At 71.7% G+C, this 16,654-nt stretch carries 16 protein-coding genes; 7 read left to right on the top strand and 9 right to left on the bottom strand.

Features of this window, described 5'->3' with window-relative positions; translation table 11 throughout:
• Window positions 1–252: 252 nt before the first annotated feature.
• Window positions 253–2,145, top strand: coding sequence for a sigma-70 family RNA polymerase sigma factor (locus ASG80_RS21045; RefSeq protein WP_056734447.1), 1,893 nt, complete (start codon window positions 253–255; stop codon window positions 2,143–2,145).
• Here ASG80_RS21045 and ASG80_RS21040 read toward each other — a convergent pair.
• Window positions 2,088–3,323, bottom strand: a complete 1,236-nt coding sequence (locus tag ASG80_RS21040; protein ID WP_235508434.1) for an MFS transporter — start codon at window positions 3,321–3,323, stop codon at window positions 2,088–2,090. The two genes, ASG80_RS21045 and ASG80_RS21040, sit on opposite strands and share 58 nt — an antisense overlap.
• Window positions 3,324–3,459: 136 nt before the next feature.
• Here ASG80_RS21040 and purU point away from each other — a divergent pair, with 136 nt between their 5' ends.
• From purU to ASG80_RS21025, 3 genes are read left to right on the top strand one after another with little or no spacing between them, the layout of a single operon-like run.
• Window positions 3,460–4,332, top strand: coding sequence for a formyltetrahydrofolate deformylase (gene purU, locus ASG80_RS21035; RefSeq protein ID WP_056734445.1), 873 nt, complete (start codon window positions 3,460–3,462; stop codon window positions 4,330–4,332).
• 53 nt (window positions 4,333–4,385) lie between these two features.
• Window positions 4,386–4,754, top strand: a complete 369-nt coding sequence (locus ASG80_RS21030; protein ID WP_056734443.1) for a YrdB family protein — start codon at window positions 4,386–4,388, stop codon at window positions 4,752–4,754.
• Between the two features lie 44 nt (window positions 4,755–4,798).
• On the top strand, window positions 4,799–5,272 hold the full coding sequence (locus ASG80_RS21025) for a DUF2867 domain-containing protein (RefSeq protein WP_056734442.1): 474 nt from the start codon (window positions 4,799–4,801) through the stop codon (window positions 5,270–5,272).
• A 13-nt stretch (window positions 5,273–5,285) separates the two neighbouring features.
• On the opposite strand, the gene ASG80_RS21020 is transcribed toward ASG80_RS21025, so the two are convergent.
• Window positions 5,286–6,401 (bottom strand): hypothetical protein, encoded by a 1,116-nt coding sequence (locus ASG80_RS21020; protein ID WP_056734441.1) that lies wholly within the window; start codon window positions 6,399–6,401, stop codon window positions 5,286–5,288.
• A 94-nt stretch (window positions 6,402–6,495) separates the two neighbouring features.
• On the opposite strand from ASG80_RS21020, the gene ASG80_RS21015 reads away from it, so the two are divergent.
• Genes ASG80_RS21015 through ASG80_RS21005 form a run of 3 tightly spaced genes read left to right on the top strand, consistent with a single transcriptional unit; the run spans window position 6,496 to window position 8,696 of the window.
• Window positions 6,496–7,086 (top strand): TetR/AcrR family transcriptional regulator, encoded by a 591-nt coding sequence (locus ASG80_RS21015; RefSeq protein WP_056734440.1) that lies wholly within the window; start codon window positions 6,496–6,498, stop codon window positions 7,084–7,086.
• A gap of 60 nt (window positions 7,087–7,146) precedes the next feature.
• Window positions 7,147–8,160 (top strand): NAD(P)/FAD-dependent oxidoreductase, encoded by a 1,014-nt coding sequence (locus tag ASG80_RS21010; protein ID WP_056734438.1) that lies wholly within the window; start codon window positions 7,147–7,149, stop codon window positions 8,158–8,160.
• Window positions 8,136–8,696, top strand: coding sequence for an NAD(P)/FAD-dependent oxidoreductase (locus tag ASG80_RS21005; RefSeq protein WP_156402001.1), 561 nt, complete (start codon window positions 8,136–8,138; stop codon window positions 8,694–8,696). Before ASG80_RS21010 ends, ASG80_RS21005 begins: the two co-directional genes overlap by 25 nt.
• 34 nt (window positions 8,697–8,730) lie before the next feature.
• Here ASG80_RS21005 and nagB read toward each other — a convergent pair whose 3' ends face one another.
• The 7 genes from nagB to ASG80_RS20970 form a co-directional block, all read right to left on the bottom strand.
• Window positions 8,731–9,516, bottom strand: coding sequence for a glucosamine-6-phosphate deaminase (nagB, locus tag ASG80_RS21000; RefSeq protein ID WP_056734434.1), 786 nt, complete (start codon window positions 9,514–9,516; stop codon window positions 8,731–8,733).
• Entirely contained in the window at window positions 9,501–10,427 is a 927-nt protein-coding gene (locus ASG80_RS20995) for an ROK family protein (RefSeq protein ID WP_056734432.1), read from the bottom strand. The genes nagB and ASG80_RS20995 overlap by 16 nt, the downstream gene beginning before the upstream one ends.
• A complete protein-coding gene (locus ASG80_RS20990) occupies window positions 10,424–11,959 on the bottom strand; it encodes a glycoside hydrolase family 3 protein (protein ID WP_056734430.1) in 1,536 nt (511 codons plus the stop codon). The genes ASG80_RS20995 and ASG80_RS20990 overlap by 4 nt, the downstream gene beginning before the upstream one ends.
• The gene (locus ASG80_RS20985; protein ID WP_235508433.1) at window positions 11,956–12,882 is read right to left on the bottom strand and encodes a carbohydrate ABC transporter permease; all 927 of its coding nucleotides are present in this window, start codon (window positions 12,880–12,882) and stop codon (window positions 11,956–11,958) included. Before ASG80_RS20985 ends, ASG80_RS20990 begins: the two co-directional genes overlap by 4 nt.
• On the bottom strand, window positions 12,879–13,868 hold the full coding sequence (locus tag ASG80_RS20980; protein ID WP_082590826.1) for a carbohydrate ABC transporter permease: 990 nt from the start codon (window positions 13,866–13,868) through the stop codon (window positions 12,879–12,881). Before ASG80_RS20980 ends, ASG80_RS20985 begins: the two co-directional genes overlap by 4 nt.
• Before the next feature lie 161 nt (window positions 13,869–14,029).
• Window positions 14,030–15,295 (bottom strand): extracellular solute-binding protein, encoded by a 1,266-nt coding sequence (locus ASG80_RS20975; RefSeq protein WP_056734428.1) that lies wholly within the window; start codon window positions 15,293–15,295, stop codon window positions 14,030–14,032.
• 67 nt (window positions 15,296–15,362) lie between these two features.
• Window positions 15,363–16,535, bottom strand: coding sequence for an ROK family transcriptional regulator (locus ASG80_RS20970; protein ID WP_200952655.1), 1,173 nt, complete (start codon window positions 16,533–16,535; stop codon window positions 15,363–15,365).
• Between the last annotated feature and the right edge of the window lie 119 nt (window positions 16,536–16,654).

The raw sequence follows: 16,654 nt of genomic DNA, 5'->3' as shown, positions 1-16,654 counted from the left end.
GTGGCGCATCGACCCCCCGATGCGGCACCTCACGCCGGCATGGCCGGCTCCGCCTTGCGCCCTTGTCGCATGCGGCGGCGGTTCGGTCCGGCCCCCGCAGGGGCCTTCACCCGAAGAGACGAGCACCTGACGCTTCCATGACGCACGAAGCCGGAAAGTCTGCTGAAATGAGCTAACCCCCGCGACGCGCGTCATGATCCCCCAGGTTCCACGTCTCTTCCATGACGCCCGTACCCCGAACCTGGAGGCGATGTGCCACCCCTGCGCACCGACCTGTCCGATGCCGTGCTCATCGAACGCACCCGTCGAGGTGATCGCGCTGCCTACGGCGAGCTCTGGCAGCGCCACTCGGCGTCCGCGCGCACCGTGGCGCGCTCCTACAGCTCCCTCGATCCAGACGACCTCGTGGCCGAGTCGTTCACGAGGATCTACGACGCGATCCTCGCCGGTCGCGGACCCACCGCCGCGTTCCGGCCGTACCTGTTCACCACCGTGCGCAACACGGCCGCGAGCTGGGGCCGCGCCCGACACGAGACGAACCTCGAGACGCTCGAGTCCTTCGAGGACCCGGCTACGACCGAATCCGCGACGCTCGACGCCCTCGACCGGTCGACGACCGCGCAGGCGTTCCGCTCACTGCCGACCCGCTGGCAGGAGGTGCTCTGGTACTCCGAGGTCGAGGGCATGCAGCCCGCGCAGGTCGCCCCGCTCGTCGGCATGAGCGCGAATGCCACGGCCGCGCTCGCGTACCGTGCCCGTGAGGGACTCCGGCAGGCGTGGATCCAGGCCCACCTGCGCAACGCCGAAGAGCCCGAATGCCGCTGGACGATCGACCGGCTCGGCGTCTACACGCGCGGAAAGCTCCGCAGTCGCGACACCGCGCGGCTCGACGCGCACCTCGACGACTGCGCGCGCTGCACGATCGTCGCCGCTGAGGCACGCGAGGTCGGCTCGCGTCTGGCCCTCGTGCTCCTGCCGCTCGCCGCGGGCCTCGGCGGCGCGACCGCGTACTCGGCTTGGCTCTCGCAGGGCGCGCCGGCGGTCGACGTGGCGCTCGGCGCAGCGGGCCTCCCGACCGTGCTGGCCGGTCAGGGCCTCGCCGGCGCGGGCTCTGCGGGCGCGGGCTCAGCGGGCGCGGGTTCCGCAGGCGCGGGATCGGCCGGCAGCGCAGTGGCCGGAGCGTCCACCGCGGCGGGCGCCACCGCCGCGGCCGGTGCTGGCGCAGGCGCCGGCACCGGCGCCCTCGCGATCGGCGCCGGTGTGGGAGCGCTCGTGCTCGCCGCCGCCGCGGTGACGGCGATGGTCGTCGTGCCGACCCTTGCGAGCGCGGACCAGGCGCCAGCGCCGGTCGTGGCCCAGGCCGAGTCCAGCGCCGACAGCCCGCTGCCGAAGCTCCCCGGGCTCTCGGGCCCGGTACTCCCCACGCCCGTTCCTCCCCTTCCGCTCGCGCCGAGCGATGACGACGAGCCGTCCGCCGACGAGTCGGTCGGCGGTGACTCCGATGCGGATGTCACTCGGCCGACTCCGCGCGGGAACCCGGCGCCCGGCCCCTCGCCCAAGCCGACGCCGACGCCGACGCCGACTCCCGAGCCGGAACCGGAGCCCGAGCCGGAACCGGAACCCGAACCCATCGACGACGAGGCAATCCCGCCGACGTTCGCGGCCGACACGTTGGGCGGACTCGTCGACCCGCTGCTCACGGGCACATCCGAACCGGGAGCATCCGTCATCGTGACGGCCGACGACGGCCGCACGTGGAGCACGACCGCCGACTCGGCCGGGGCGTGGAGTGTCGTCGCCGACGGCCTCCCGGCGGGCGTCACCCGGCTCACGGCCGTGCAGACGGATGTCGCGGGCAACACCTCGGCGGCGAGCGAGCCCGTGGTGGTCGAGCTCACGAGCCCGTGCCTCGACCTGCGGCGCAGCGGCTACCTCGTGTGGCACGCGACGTTCTCCGGCGTGCCGTGGGCCGACGTGCAGGTCTTGGTCGACGGGACGCCGATGGCCCCAGTGACGCTCGACGGCGGCGGATGGGCGCACTACATCGGCTTCGGCGAGATCGGGTCCTGGAGTACCGTCGAGGTCCGCTATGCCGTCGACGGCCGAACCGGCCCCGTCTCCACGGCGACGGTCGAGCGGGACTGACGCGAGCGGCGCGCGGCATCTCCGACGAGCACCGTCGCCACCACCGCGAGCATCGCGGCATACAGGAACGGCAGGCTCTGCACCCCGATCCGCTCGAAGAGCACCGCGCCGACGAGCGCCCCGCCGCCGATGCCGATGTTGAACGCGGTCGTGTAGAGCGCCCCCGCGGCATCGCGCTGCCGTGCGGGCGTCGCCTGCAGCAGCCGGGTGTACAGCAGCGGCGGGATGGCGCCGAAGGCGAGCCCCCACACGGCGAACGCCACGAGCGAGGGCACCGCACCGGGCGCCAGCCCGAGCACCACCAGGGCGATCGCGGCCGTCGCCATCGCCACGAGCATCGCGGCGGCGGGCCGGCGGGCGAGCGGTGAGCCCGCGACCAAGAGGCCGATCGCGCCCGTGATGCCGTAGAGGAGGAGCATCGGCCCGACGGCGCCGGGCTCGAGGCCGACGACGTCGACGATCAGCGGCGCGACGTACGTGAACACCGCGTACTGGCCGAGCATCGTGGCGGCCGTGACGCCGCAGACGAGGAGCACCGGGCCGAGGGCGACGTCGCCGCGACGGAACCGGGCCGCCGCGCCGGCCTCGACGGCCACGGGCGGCAGGAAGCGCCAGACCGCGAGCGCGCCGGCGAGCGTCAGACCCGCGACGATCGCGAAGACCGGCCGCCAGCCGAAGAGCTGGCCGAGCACGGTCGTGGCCGGTACGCCTGCGACCACGGCGAGGGTGCCGCCGCCGAGCGTCACGGACACCGCGCGGCCGATCCGGCCCTCGGGCACGAGCCGAGACGCGTACGCGGCGACGATGGCCCAGAAGAGCCCGTGCGCCACGCCGCCGGCGACGCGCACGGCGACGAGCATCCAGTACTCGGGCGCGAACGCGGAGGCGAGCGTCGTGAGGCCGAGCAGGGCGAGCACGGCAACGAGCAGGCCGTGCCGCGGCATCCGGCTGGTGAGGGCCGTGAGCGGCGTCGACGTGACGACGACCGTGAAGGCGAACACCGACATGAGCAGCCCGATGAAGGGCTCGGCGACGCCGAGGCCCTCGCTCATCTCGGGCATCAGGCCGGTCGGCAGCATCTCGATGGTGATGGACAGGAAGACGCCCGCGGCCAGCATGAGGAGGCCGGGCCAGGGCAGTCGGGGTGCGCGCACGCGCGCGGATTCGGTGACGGACACGGGGATGTCTCTCCGACGGCGTTCCCCGTGCGGGTGCGTTCACCGCGCGGGTCGACTACGCGCTCGTGTGCGCGCCCAGGGCCGTGCGTCGTCCGCCGACCACGAACCAGTGTACCGGACGCATTACTCTGGGCGGATGACCACGGATGCTGCACCCGCCCACCTGAACCACTGGGTCGTGACGCTCTCGTGCACCGACGGGCCCGGCATCGTGCACGCGGTGAGCGGCGCGATCGTCGCCGCGCGCGGAAACATCACCGAGAGCCAGCAGTTCGCGAGCCTCGACACCGGGCGGTTCTTCATGCGCGTGCAGGTGGAGTCCCCTGCCGGCCGGGCGGAGTTCGAGGCCGCCCTCGCGCCGGTCGTCGAGCGATGGGACATGACGTGGCACCTCGACGAGGTGGGCCGCCGGTTGCGCACGCTCGTGCTCGCGTCGACGGCAGGTCACTGCGTGAACGACCTCCTGTTCCGCCAGCACGCCGGACAGTTGCCCGTCGAGATCCCGCTGGTGCTCTCCAACCACGGCACCCTGCGCGACCTGGTCGACTTCTACGGCGTGCCGTTCGATTCGCTCGCGGTCACGGATGCCGCGTCGAAGGCCGCGTTCGAGCGGCGCGTGCTCGAGGCGGTCGAAGAGCATGACATCGAGCTCGTCGTGCTCGCGCGGTACATGCAGATCCTCACGCCCGAGCTCTGCGACGCCCTCGCCGGACGCTGCATCAACATCCACCACTCCTTCCTGCCGGGGTTCAAGGGCGCGAATCCCTACCGGCAGGCCCATGCCCGCGGCGTGAAGCTCATCGGCGCCACCGCGCACTTCGTCACGAGCGACCTCGACGAGGGCCCGATCATCGAGCAGAACGTCGTGCGCGTCGACCACTCCCGATCGGTCGCCGAGCTCGTCGCGATCGGCCAGGACGAGGAGAGCCGCACCCTCTCGCAGGCGGTGAAGTGGTACGCGGAGCGGCGGGTGCTGCTCGACGGCGCCCGCACCATCATCTTCCGCTGACCTGGGCGCCGGCGGTGCAGAGCCGGATCCGGGGCGAACTAGGCTGGAGTGCCGTGAGCAACGCGAGCAAGAACGAACCGCGGCCGAAGGTCGGGCCGAACGACATCCTCCGCTTCTTCCTGGAGCTGTTCGCATTCGTGACCCTCGGCATCTGGGGCTTCGTCGCCTTCCCGCTGCCGTGGCCGGGCGTGCTCGTGGGCCTCGGCGCCCCGGCGCTCGCCATCCTGCTGTGGGCGCTCTTCAACTCGCCGAGGGCGGTGGTGCACATCGACCCGTTCGGGCAGGCCCTCGTGGAGATCGCGGTCTTCTCCGCCGCGGCGATCGCCTGGTGGATGATGGGACAGCCCGTCGTGGCCGTCGCCTTCGCCGTCGTGGCCGCCGTCAGCGGCATCCTCCACGGGCGCAAGCAGCTCGCCGGCTGATCCCGTTGCGCTCGCGCCGACGCTGCGGCGCGTAGGGTCGGGGCATGCCCGCCGACGACGCACCCGCGTTCCGCAGCCTCGCGCTCGACGAGGTGCCCCGACCCGACCACCTGGACGTGATCGGCGTACCGCTGCCCGAGGGCGCGAGCACCGACCCCGCCCTCTGGACGCGCACGATCTTCTCGATCGAGTCGACGCCGATCTGGGTGCGGCTCGCGTTCGGCCTCCGGCAGCTCCTCGTGCCGCTCATCGGGGTGCGACCGGGCGACCCCGGGACCGCATTCGCGGTGAAGCGCGTGGTGGGCGACGAGGCGCTCGTCGAGGCATCCGATCGTCACCTCGACTTCGCGGCGGGCGTCGGGGTCGACGCGGAACGCGCCATCGTGCGGCTGACGACAGCGGTGCGGTTGCACGGATGGCGCGGTCGGCTGTACTTCGCCCCCGTCGCGCTCGTCCATCCCGCAGTGGTGCGGTCGATGATGCGACGAGCGGCCCGGCGCCTCACGCCGAGCCGCTGACGCCTCCCGCCACTCAGGTGACGACGCGCGCCTTGGTGTCGACGGGCCGCTCGGTGTCGAGAGCCTGGTCGCCGTCGAGGGCGGCGGCCTCCGCGTCGGGCTCGGCACCGCCCGCCGTGCGGAAGTGCCCGAAGATCGAGAGCAGGATGCCGCCCGCCGCCCACGCAGTGAGCACGAGCCACGGGAACGTGGTGTCCGCAGCGGGGAAGTACGACAGCTCTCTCATGAGGGTCGCCGCCGCGCCCGGTGGGAACCACTGGCCGACCTCGCCCCACGGGGCGAGGATGAACTCCTTCGGGATCGCGGCCGCGGAGATGGGATTCGCGATGAGCAGCATGATGACGGGACCGAGCGCGATTCCGGCGCGTCCCATGAGCGCGACGAACCCGGTGATGGGGGCGGCGATCGCCGCGAGCGCGAGGGCGATGCCCGCAGCGTTCAGCCAGTAGTCGCCCTGGAGCGCACCGAACCAGCCCTGCAGGATGCCGGCCAGCAGGAGCCCGCCGACGGCCGAGTAGACCACCACCGCGATCACGCGGCGCATCGCCCCGATGATGGCGAGGGAGATCGCGATGCCGCCGAGCATGCCGCCGAGCACGAGCGGGAAGAGGGCGGCGGTGAGCCCGGTGCCGCGCGGATCGCTCTCGGCGAGCGGCACGACATCGGTCGCGGGCACCTCGATGTGAGGCGGCGCGACGGGTGCGCCTGCGGCCTCCGCCGCGGCGGCGGCCTGCGCGTTGACGCCCTCCTCGAGCGACGCGGCCACGCCGGTGAGGAGTTGCGACACTGGAAGGCTGGAGGCCGACGAGGTGAGCACCTCGGGCGCCTGCCCGAGCACGATGGCGCCGTAGACCTCGCGCGTCTCGATCGCCTCGACGGCCGCCTCGCGGTCGTCGACCTCGACGAACGCGATGGCGCCGGGCGCCTGCTGGTCGACGGCCTGCTCCGCGGCCGAGATCGCCTCGGCGGGCCCGGCGATCGCGACGGGGAGGTCCTTCGGCTCGGCGGTCACCGACGGCCACGCGAAGGCGAGCACGATGACGGCCACGACGCCCACGAGTGCGAGCGCGATGCCCAGCACCTTTCCGATGGGGGTGCGTGCCGTTGTGGCATCCGGATGGGCGGCCATGATTCCTCCAAGAAAGCGAATGTTCGTTCTTTATAGGATTGCGCCGATCGCCTATCCTTGTCAAGGAACGAGCGTTCGTTTTTTTGGAGGTGCAATGCCCAAGGTGACCGAAGCCCACCGCGCGGCCCGCCGCGACGAGATCATCGAGGCGGCGCTGCGCTGCTTCGCCGCGAAGGGCTACCAGCGCACGGCGATGGCCGACGTCATCGAGGAGTCCGGCCTGTCGGCCGGCGCGATCTACGGCTACTTCGCAGGCAAGCAGGAGCTCTTCGCCGCCGTCGCCGGTCGCGTGCTGGAGGCGCGCCGGGGTGAACTCGACGAACAGCGCGCGCACGGCGAGCCGCTCACGCCCGGACGGGTGATGGCCACCCTCATCGACGGCATGCGTCGTGAGCCCTTCGGCCACGTGATCGTGCAGCTGTGGGCCGAGGCCGCCGTCGACTCCGAGATGCGCGGGCTCGTGCAGGCCGTGCTCGCGCGCGTCAGGGAGACCGTGCGCCTGCGACTGGTCGAGTGGGCGTCGGCCGAGCCCGGTCGTGTCGACGGCGACCCCGAGGAGTGGGCGACGCGGGTCGGCCCCGTTCTCCTCGGTGCCGTGCCCGGCTTCATGATCCAGCGCGAGATCGCGGCGGACTTCGACGAGGAGGCGTACCTCCGCGCGCTTCCCGAGGTGTTCCCGCACTGACGACCCGCTTCATGTCCAGACCGGGGCCGAGGGATTGAACGAACAGATTGGGACCGCGAAATGGACGACCCGGATGCCATCGTGATCGGAGCCGGCCAGAATGGACTGGCCTGTGCCTGCTACCTCGCACGAGCCGGGCTGCGCGTACTGGTGCTCGAAGCGTACGAGCGGCTCGGCGGCATGACGCTGACCGAGGAGTTGACCCTGCCGGGCTTCCGGTCGGACGTGCACGCCAGTGGCTACCAGCTGGCCAACCTCTCACCGGTCCCGGCCGAGCTCGACCTGGCGCACCACGGCCTCGAGCTCGTCGCGCCGGAGCACGTGTACGCCCATGCCTTCCCCGATGGTCGTGCGATCGTCGTGTCTCGTGACCTCGACCTGGCCGTGTCCGACATCGCGCGGTGTTCGCAGGCGGATGCTGCGGCCTTCCGCTCGCTCATCGAGCGCTATCGCGCAGGTCGGGCGGCATTCATCGACGGCTTCTTCTCGCCGCCTCAGCCCCGCGCCGAGGCACCTGCTGAGCAGGTCCGCTTGAGCCTGCAGAGCGTCCGCTCCTGGGCCGACGCGACATTCGAGAGCGAGGAAGTGCGATCGCTCTTCGGCGGTTTCGCGGCGTTCGTCGGCTCAGCGCCCGACGACGCCGGTGGGGCCGAGATCGCGTGGCTCTTCGGCGCCGTGCTGCAGGCCGAGGGCAACCACCTGGTGCGCGGCGGCATGAACGGGGTCTCCCTCGCACTGGCGGCCGACCTCGCCGCCCACGGCGGGCAGGTCCGCACCGGCAGCCGGGTCGAGACGATCGAGGTGAGCGACGGCACGGCCCGTGGGGTGCGGCTCGAAGGCGGCGAGGTGATCGCCGTGACTCGGCTGGTCGTCTCGGCGACGGACCCGGCGCAACTCGTCGACCGCCTCCTCGGCGAGGGCGTCGCCGGGGAGATCGAAGCGGCGGAGGTGCGCGACATCGAATGGGGCGATGCCGTGATGACCATCCACCTGGCTTGGACGGCCCGGTCGAGTACGCGGCCGGCCCGGCGGTGGGACGGGCGGCGCAGGTGCATCTGTCCCCTCCGGGACTGACCGCGATCGCCCAGGCGTCCGTCGAGTGCCGTGCGGGCATGCTGCCCGTCGAGCCGTTCATCGTGGCCTGGAACAACTCGACCATCGATCCCAGCGTGGCGCCGCCCGGCAGTGCCCTGATGAAGCTCGTCGTCCTCGGCGTGCCGTACGACATCGCGGGCGATGCCGCGGGTCGCATCACAGGACGAGGCTGGGACGACGTACGCGAGGACTACGCGGATCGCATCGTCGACCTGGTCGACGAGAAGTACCTTCCCGGCCTGAAGGCGCGAATCCTGCAGCGCACGGTCTTCTCGCCCGTCGACCAGGAGCGCCAGCTCTCCAGCGCCGTGCGCGGCACCATCTCCCACGGCGCCATGCTGCCCTACCAGATGGGCGCCATGCGGCCCACCGCCGCACTGTCGGGCTACCGCACGTCCATCCCGAACGTGTACCTCTGCGACTCCGGCACCCACCCCGGCCCGGGGGTCTCCATGGGCTCAGGACGCAATGCGTTCACGGTCATCGCCCACGACCTGGGCCTGGCAGCCCCCTGATCGGCCGGGCGGAACAGGCGACGCCGAAGCGGGATCAGGTCCGCTGCCAGTCGGGCTTGTTCGCCCAGGCGTACCGGTAGTAGGCGAGGTTCTCGAGCTCGGAGGCTGCGGCCTCGTCGACGATCACCGTGGCGTGCGGATGCAGCTGGATCGCCGAGCCCGGCTGGCTCGCCGAGACCGCCCCCTCCACGGCCGCGGCGACCGCCCGCGCCTTGGCCGAGCCGAACGCGAGCAGCACCAGGTGCCGAGCGCGCAGGATCGTGCCGATTCCCTGGGTGATGCAGTGCATCGGCACCTCGTCGGGCGAATCGAAGAAGCGCGCGTTGTCGAGGCGGGTCTGCTCGGTCAGCGTCTTCACGCGCGTGAGCGACGCGAGCGAGGAGCCCGGCTCGTTGAAGCCGATGTGACCCGTGCGGCCGATGCCGAGGATCTGCAGGTCGACGCCGCCCGCGGCGTCGATCGCGGCCTCGTAGTCGGCACCGGCCGTGCGAATGGTCGCCGGGTCGCCGTTCGGCACGCGCACGAGCTCTGGCGTGAGGCCGAGGGGCTCGACGACCTCGCGGGTGATCACGGCGCGATAGCTCTCAGGGTGCCCGGGCGGCAGGCCCACGTACTCGTCGAGTGCGAAGCCGCGCACGCCGCGCACGTCGATCGCCTCGGCCGCGATGCGGTGTGCGAGGGCGCGGTAGCTCGCGAGCGGCGTCGAACCGGTCGCGAGGCCGAGCACGGCGTCGGGCTTCGAACGGATGAGCGACACGATCGCATCGGCCACGAGGGCACCGGCGGCATCCTCGTCGGCGACGATCACGACTTCTGCCATTGGTGTTCTCCTACGAGGGCGGCGCCGACGGCGGCCGCCGGGAATCCGTGCGGGATGACCTGCACGCGGGACGCGAGGTCGAGGGATGAGAGGAAGGCCGACTCCGCGGCCCACCCGTTCAGGATACGGCGCGTTCCGTCGAGCAACGGCCGGCCGAGCGCGGAGAGCCCGCCGCCGATCACCACGTCGTCGACGTCGATCGTGAGCACGAGCAGGCGCACGCCCGCCGCCACTCCGATGAGGAACTGCTCCCGCACCGCGATCGCGCGCGGGTCGCCGGCGTCGGCCGCGTCGAAGAGGTCCCGCGCGGGCAGCCGCGCGTCGGTCGGCCACATGCGTGCGATCGCCAGGCCGGAGGCGAGCGTCTCGAGGCATCCGCGCTGGCCGCAGCCGCACGCCGCACCAGCCGGATCGACCGGGATGTGCCCGATCTCACCCGCGATGCCGTGCCCGCCGCGCAGCAGCCGGCCGTCGAGCACGATGCCGGCCGCGAGCCCCGTGCCGAGGTTGAGGTAGGCCATCGAGTGGGCGCGGATGCCGTCGGCCACGCCGAGGAGATGGTGCGCGCCGACCGCCGCCGCCTTCACGTCGTTCTCGATGCGCACCTCGACGCCGAGGCGATCGGACAGGCGCGGACCGAGGTCGAGTCCCTCGAGCCCGAGATTCACCGCGTGCGCGACACGCCCGGTCTCGCTGTCGACCGCGCCGGGGATCCCGATGCCGATCGACGAGAACTCCGCCGCGTCGACCCCGGCCAGTTCCGTCATGCGCTCGACCGCGCGAAGGGCAGTCGCGACGACCTCCTCCGCGCCGAATCCCGTGGGCATGCGCACCTGGTCGCTGAGCTCGCCGTCGGCGCCGATCGCGACCGCGGCCGTCTTGGTCCCGCCGATGTCGATGCCGAGTCTCACGGCGTCTCCACCTGCACGCGCGCGAGCGACGCCGCGACGAACGCGCCGAGCGCCTCGCCGACGAGCCGGGAGGCGCCGAACGTGGCGATGTCGGCCACGGCGCGGTCGTCGGACGGCCAGCCCATGTCCACCGTCACGACGTCGTCGCGCTCGGCGCGAAGGGCGTCGATCGCGGCGACCGCGAACGGATGCCGGTGCAGGTCCTTGCCGACCACGAGCACCGGGCCGGGCAGCGACGCGGGGGCGGCGAGCGGGGTGTCGGCCGCGAGGACGACGAGGAGCGCGTCGTCGAGCCACGTCGGCTCCCCCGAGGCGGCCGCAGCCGCGAACGGCCCCCACGGCGCGACGCCGATCGCGATGTTCGCGACCGTGTCGACGCGCACGACGGTGCCGATGCGAGCGGATGCCACGAGGCGCGAGCGTGCGGCATCCGTCACGTCGAACGCGGCGGCGAAGCGCGCGAGCTCTTCGGGCGAGTGCCTGGGCTCGATTGCCGCGCCGACGTCCGTCGCCGGAACCGTCGGCGCCGACGCGCCGAGTTCGCGCACGCGGGCGGCAGCCTCGCGCACCCGCTCGGCGGGGAGCCGACCCGACCGGATCGCGTCCTCGATTCCCGCCGCGATCTCGCCGAGCTGGGCGTCGGTGTTGTCGCTGCCGATGCACAGCAGGTCGCAGCCGGCGGCGAGGGCGCGCACGGCCGCCTCGGGGATGCCGTGCACGCCGCTCGCCCCCTGCATGTCGAGGGCGTCGGTGACGATGACGCCCTCGAACCCCAGCTCCCCGCGGAGCAGGCCGTGCACGATGCGCGGGGAGAGGGTGGCGGGCTGCTCCGCGTCGAGGCGGGGCAGGAGGATATGCGAGGTCATGATGGTGCGCGTGCCCGCCGCGATGGCGGCACGGAAGGGCACGAGCTCGCGGTCGCGAAGCGTCTCGAGCGGCACGTCGACGACCGGGAGCGCGAGATGCGAGTCGGAGGACGTGTCGCCGTGGCCCGGGAAGTGCTTGGCGCTCGCCGCGACCCCGGTGGACTGGATGCCGCGCACCCACGCGGCCACGTGGCGCGCCGCGAGCTCGGGATCGGCGCCGAAGCTCCGTACACCGATCACCGGGTTGTCGGCGTCGGAGTTCACGTCGGCGTCGGGTGCGAAGGCGACCGTGCAGCCCGTCGCGACGAGGGCCTCGCCGACCGCGCGGGCCACCCGCTCGGTGAGCTCTGTGTCGTCGATGCGGCCGAGCACCGCGTTGCCCGGGTATGGTGCGCCGCGGTCGTAGAAGAGGCGCGTGACGTCGCCGCCCTCCTCGTCGATCGCGACGACCGCGAGCGGGTTCGCGGTGCGCAGGGCGGCGTTGAGCGCACGCAGCTGCCCGGCGTCGGCCACGTTCTGCCCGAACAGGCACACGCCGCCGAGTCCCTCCGCGAGCAGGCGCAGCACCCAGTCGGGCGCCTCGGTGCCGTCGAAGCCCGGGAGCAGTGTCGTGAGGATGTCCCGGCGCAGGTGGGTTCCCGCACCGGTCTCGTGGAGCGCGGTCATCCCTTGACGGCCCCGCTCACGAGCCCGCTCGTCATGCGGCCCTGCACCACGAGGAAGAAGATGATGACCGGGATCGCCATGAGGGTCGAGCCCGCCATGATCGCCGCCCAGTTCGTGGTGCCGGTGGCCACGAGGAAGGTGCGAAGCCACACCGGCAGGGTCATCGACTCGGGGCGGGCATTCAGCACGAGCGCCATGATGAACTCGTTCCACGCCTGGATGAACCCGAACACGCCCGTGGCGATGAGGCCGGGGGCCAGGAGCGGGAACGTGACCCGCCAGAAGGCGCCCGCCCTGGAGCATCCGTCGATCATGGCGGCCTCCTCGAGCTCGGCCGGCACGCCGTTGACGAAGCCGCGAAGCGTCCAGATCGTGAACGGCAGCACGGTGGCGATGTACACGATGGTGAGGCCGATGATCGTGTTCAGCAGGTGCCAGCCGTCGATCACCCGGAAGACCGAGACGATCATCGCCTCACCCGGGATCATCTGGATGACCAGGATCGCGATGATGAAGGTGCGCCGGGTCTTGAACCGGAACCGGGTGACTGCGACCGCCGCGAGGAAGGCGAACGCGAGCGCGATGATCACCGTGAGGATCGTGATCACGAGCGAGTTGCCGGCCGCGGGCAGGAACGGCGTGCGACCAGGGTCGAACAGCACCGTCTCGTAGTTGCGCAGCGTGAAGTTCTCGGGCCAGAAATTGACGTCGGAGCCGCGGATCTCGTTGTTCGGCTGGAACGACGTGTTCACCATCCAGTAGACGGGGAACACGAAGAACAGGAAGAGCACGATCGAGACGGCGCTCAGCACCCACGTCGTGAGGCGGCGTCGGCCGCCGCCGGTACGGCGGGCGCTTCGCGACGGCGCCACTGCTGCGACGAGGCCGCCGACCTGTTGGCCGGGTGCGACGGTGGCGCTCACAGCTCCTCCTCCTTGGTGACCTGGCGGACGTAGTAGATCGAGATCGACATGAGCAGGATCGCCGTGATCACGGCGATCGCGCCGCCCTGGCCGAAGTCGCCGCCGGCGATCGAGGTCTGGTAGATGTACACGCCGAGCGTGTTGGTGAGGGCCCGGATGCCGCCGATGTCCTGCAGCGCGAAGATCTGCGTGAACACGCGGAGATCCCAGATGATCTGGAGGATCGTGACGATGAGGAAGATCGGCTTCAGGTACGGGAAGATGATCAGCCGGAACCGCTTGAACCCGCCGGCCCCGTCGAGCTGCGCGGCCTCGAGCACCTCGTCGGGCACCTGGGTGAGGCCGGCGTACAGCGTGAAGGCCGCGAACGGCACGGCGCCCCAGACGATGATGATGCCGGCCACCAGGAAGAAGCTCAGCGGGTCGATGAGCCAGGAGTGCTGGAAGTACTCCTCCATCCCGAACCAGTTGACCAGGACGTAGTTGACGACGCCGTACGCGGTGTCGAACATCCAGCCCCACACCACCGTGGCGGTGAGCGCGGGCATGGCCCAGGCGAGGAGCATGCCCACTGAGATCAGGAGGCGGAACCCCTTCGGGAGTCGCATCATCATGAGCGCGATGAGCGTCCCCGCGAGCATCGTGATCACCACGCATGCGGCCGAGAAGACGAGCGTGCGCCCGAGCACGCCGTAGAACACCGGGTCGGTCAGCACGTTCGCGTAGTTCTCGAACCACACCCAGGCCGGCGGTGCGCCGAAGACCTGCGCCCGACCGAACTCCTGGAACGACGTGATGATGAGCTGGACGAGCGGCCAGCCGGTGATGAGGGCCAGCACGATGATCGCCGGGGTGAGCAGGGTGTAGGGGGTGAAGCCGCCCCCGAGTCGCCGGGACCTGCCGGCGGGCTTCGGTTGAGGCGCCATCAGGCGTTCGCCCTCGAAGGCGCTCGGCGCCGGATCGAGGCCGCTGTCGACCGTGGTCATGGTGGTGCTCCTGGGAAGTCGAGGGGTTCAGGAGCCGGGCTGTCGGCCCGCCTCCCGGTCCGGACGGGCGACGTGTGTGGTCGTCGCCCGTCCGACCTTGGGGGTGCGGTGCGGCGGCGGGATGGGGGATGCCGCCGCACCGCGCAGCCGGACGGATCCGGCTAGCTGTTGAGGATGGCCTCGATCTCCTCGTCGGCCGCCTCGGCCAGCGCCGTGACGTCGCCGCCCTGTGCGATGTTGACGAAGAGGTCCTGCAGGATGCCCGCAGCCTCGACGTCGGCCCAGTTCGGCGAAGCCGGCGTGAGCTTGGCGTTGCCCGCGGCCGCGGCGATCGCCTGGGCGACCTCGTCGGTGCCGAGGGTGTCGGCGAGCGAGAGCTTGGCGGGAACGAGGCCGTTCTCACCGTAGATCGTCTGGAACTCGTCGGACAGGATGATCTTCAGCGCATCCACAGCGAGGTCGGGGTGGGCCGACTTCGCCGACACGCCGATGTTCGAGCCGCCGGCGAACACCTGTGCCGCGCCGCCATCGATGCCCGGGAGGGCGTAGACGCCGAGGTTCTCCTCCTGGTCGGGACAGCCGGGCGCCTCGGCGTCGGCCGGGGCGAGGATGGACCACTTGACCCAGCTCGGAGCCGACAGCTGCAGCGTGGTGCCGTCGCAGAAGCCGACCTCGGGGCTGGTCTCGTTGCCGTCCTTCGGCGCGCGCGAGGCGTTCGTCATGACCTGCTGCACCTGCTCGAGTCCGGCGATCGACTCCTCGCTCGAGAGCTGGGCGTCCCACGTGTCGCCATCGGGCACGGCGATCTCGCCGCCGTTCTCCCAGATGTAGGGAAGAGCGTTGTACCAGTCCTGGCCGGGCCACCAGATGCCCGACTTGCCGGGGTTCGCCGCCGCGAGCGCCTCGCCGTTGGCGATGTACTCGTCGAGTGTCGTCGGAACCGACAGGCCGGCCGCCGCGAGGGCGTCCTTCTTGTAGAACACCAGGCGTGCGCCCGAGTAGAGCGGCGCCGCGTAGAACTTGCCGTCGAACGAGCCCGCCTCCACGAAGCCGGGGAGCAGGTCATCGCCGCCGAGCTCCTCGTACTTGTCGGTCAGGTCGAGGAACGCGCCGGCCGAGGTGAACGCCGAGGCCTGCGTGTTGCCGACCTCGACGACGTCGGGGCTGTCCGAGCCGGAGAGGCTTGTGGTGAGCCGGTCGACGAGGCCGTCCCACGACTGCTCCTCGATCACGAGGGTCGAGCCGGGGTGCTCCTCCTCGAAGGTGTCCACCAGGTACTGGCGGGCCTCGTCGGGCGTGTCGGTGCCGACGAGCCACACGCGGATCTCGGCGCCCTCCTCCGAGGCGCCGGTGCCTCCTCCGGAGGCACAACCGGCGAGGGTGAGCGCAGCAGCGGCGCCGAGCGCCACGATGCCGAGTTTCCTCATTGTCGTTTCCTTTCATGGAGTGAGGGAAACAGCGGGGGTTCGCTGTGCCCTTGGTGCGCGGAGTCCCTCACGAGACTCCGAGTTGTCCGGAGAGGACCATGACGGCCGCGCCACGGAGGACGACGTCCTCCGCCTGCTCGGTCATCCGGAGCCTCAGATCACGGTTGTGTTCCGCCATCGTCCGCATCCGGAGCGTGTCGACGGTCGCCGCGTGGAGCGGGCCGTCAAGCAGTTCGGCGGGGCCGCTGAGCACGACCTCCGACAGGTTGAGCGCGCCGACCACGGGCGCGAGCACGATGCCGAGCCGACGCCCGGCCTCGCGCAGGATGTCGTCGCGGGCGGATGCCGCGTCGGGCGCGTCGGGGTCGAGCGCGTCGAGCTGCGCGGTGAGCCGGGGTACGGCGAGCCAGGCCTCGAGGCATCCGTACTTGCCGCACGCGCAGCGGGGACCGCCGTCGGTGCCGACGACGACGTGCCCGATCTCACCCGCCGCGAAGCCGCCGCCGATGACCGGGCGCCCGCCGATGATGAGCCCGGCGCCGACACCGTGGCCGATCTTCACGAGCAGCAGGTCGTCCTGGTGGGATGAGCCGTGCTCGGCGAGCACGGCGACGTTCGCGTCGTTGGCGACGTGCACGGGCAGGGCGAACTCGGCCTGCAGCCGGGCCTGCAGCGCCACGTCGGTCCAGCCGAGGTTCGGCGCCGAGCGCACGACGCCGAGCGGGTCGACGACACCGGGCGAGCCGACGCCGATGCCGAGCACAGGGGTCGTCGTGCTCGCGAGGAGCCGGCGCACGAGGTCGGTGACGAGCACGACGGCCGCCTCGCCGGTCGCGCCGTCGTGGGCGACCTCTGCGCGAGAGACGATGCCGCCGTCGAGGTCGACGACGGCGCCGACGAAGCGCTGGTGCTCTGAGAGGTCGATGCCGACGATGTGGAACGCGGCGCGGTCGACGTCGATGAGGGTGGCGGGCTTGCCGGGCCGGGCGTCCTCGCGCTGGCCGAGCTCGACGACGAGCCCCTCGGCGATCAGGTCGGCGACGAGGTCGGAGATCGTGACCCGGGTGAGCCCGGTCTCGCGGGCGACATCCGCCCGGCTCTGCGCGCCCGAGGTGTAGAGGGTCTGCAGGACCAGGGCACGGTTGTGGCTCCGGGCGTGCTCAGGCAGGACCTTGCCCCTGGGGCGGAGCGCGCGGGGCCGCGTGAAGATGGGGGCGTCGACGAACGGAACCGTGAGCACGTCGCCACTTGTCGGCGTGGGGGTGCCGGCCTCGATGTCCGGGCCTCGCTGATCTTCGGTCGTCACGTTTGTTAGTAAAGCTTACGAACAAACCGCCCGCAAGAGGTTGGTGACGACTT

The organism is Agromyces sp. Soil535 (assembly GCF_001428255.1).
Classification (GTDB): domain Bacteria; phylum Actinomycetota; class Actinomycetes; order Actinomycetales; family Microbacteriaceae; genus Agromyces.
Note: the sequence above shows the minus strand (reverse complement) of the source record. Positions and strands in the feature narration are given on the sequence as shown.

Coding starts and splice junctions, on each gene's coding strand:
- nagB (WP_056734434.1), bottom strand. CDS start 9,516: ATGGCAGAAGTCGTGATCGTCGCCGACGAGGATGCCGCCGGTGCCCTC.
- ASG80_RS20980 (WP_082590826.1), bottom strand. CDS start 13,868: ATGACCACGGTCGACAGCGGCCTCGATCCGGCGCCGAGCGCCTTCGAG.
- ASG80_RS20990 (WP_056734430.1), bottom strand. CDS start 11,959: ATGACCGCGCTCCACGAGACCGGTGCGGGAACCCACCTGCGCCGGGAC.
- ASG80_RS21020 (WP_056734441.1), bottom strand. CDS start 6,401: ATGGCCGCCCATCCGGATGCCACAACGGCACGCACCCCCATCGGAAAG.
- ASG80_RS21015 (WP_056734440.1), top strand. CDS start 6,496: ATGCCCAAGGTGACCGAAGCCCACCGCGCGGCCCGCCGCGACGAGATC.
- ASG80_RS21010 (WP_056734438.1), top strand. CDS start 7,147: ATGGACGACCCGGATGCCATCGTGATCGGAGCCGGCCAGAATGGACTG.
- ASG80_RS20975 (WP_056734428.1), bottom strand. CDS start 15,295: ATGAGGAAACTCGGCATCGTGGCGCTCGGCGCCGCTGCTGCGCTCACC.
- ASG80_RS21025 (WP_056734442.1), top strand. CDS start 4,799: ATGCCCGCCGACGACGCACCCGCGTTCCGCAGCCTCGCGCTCGACGAG.
- purU (WP_056734445.1), top strand. CDS start 3,460: ATGACCACGGATGCTGCACCCGCCCACCTGAACCACTGGGTCGTGACG.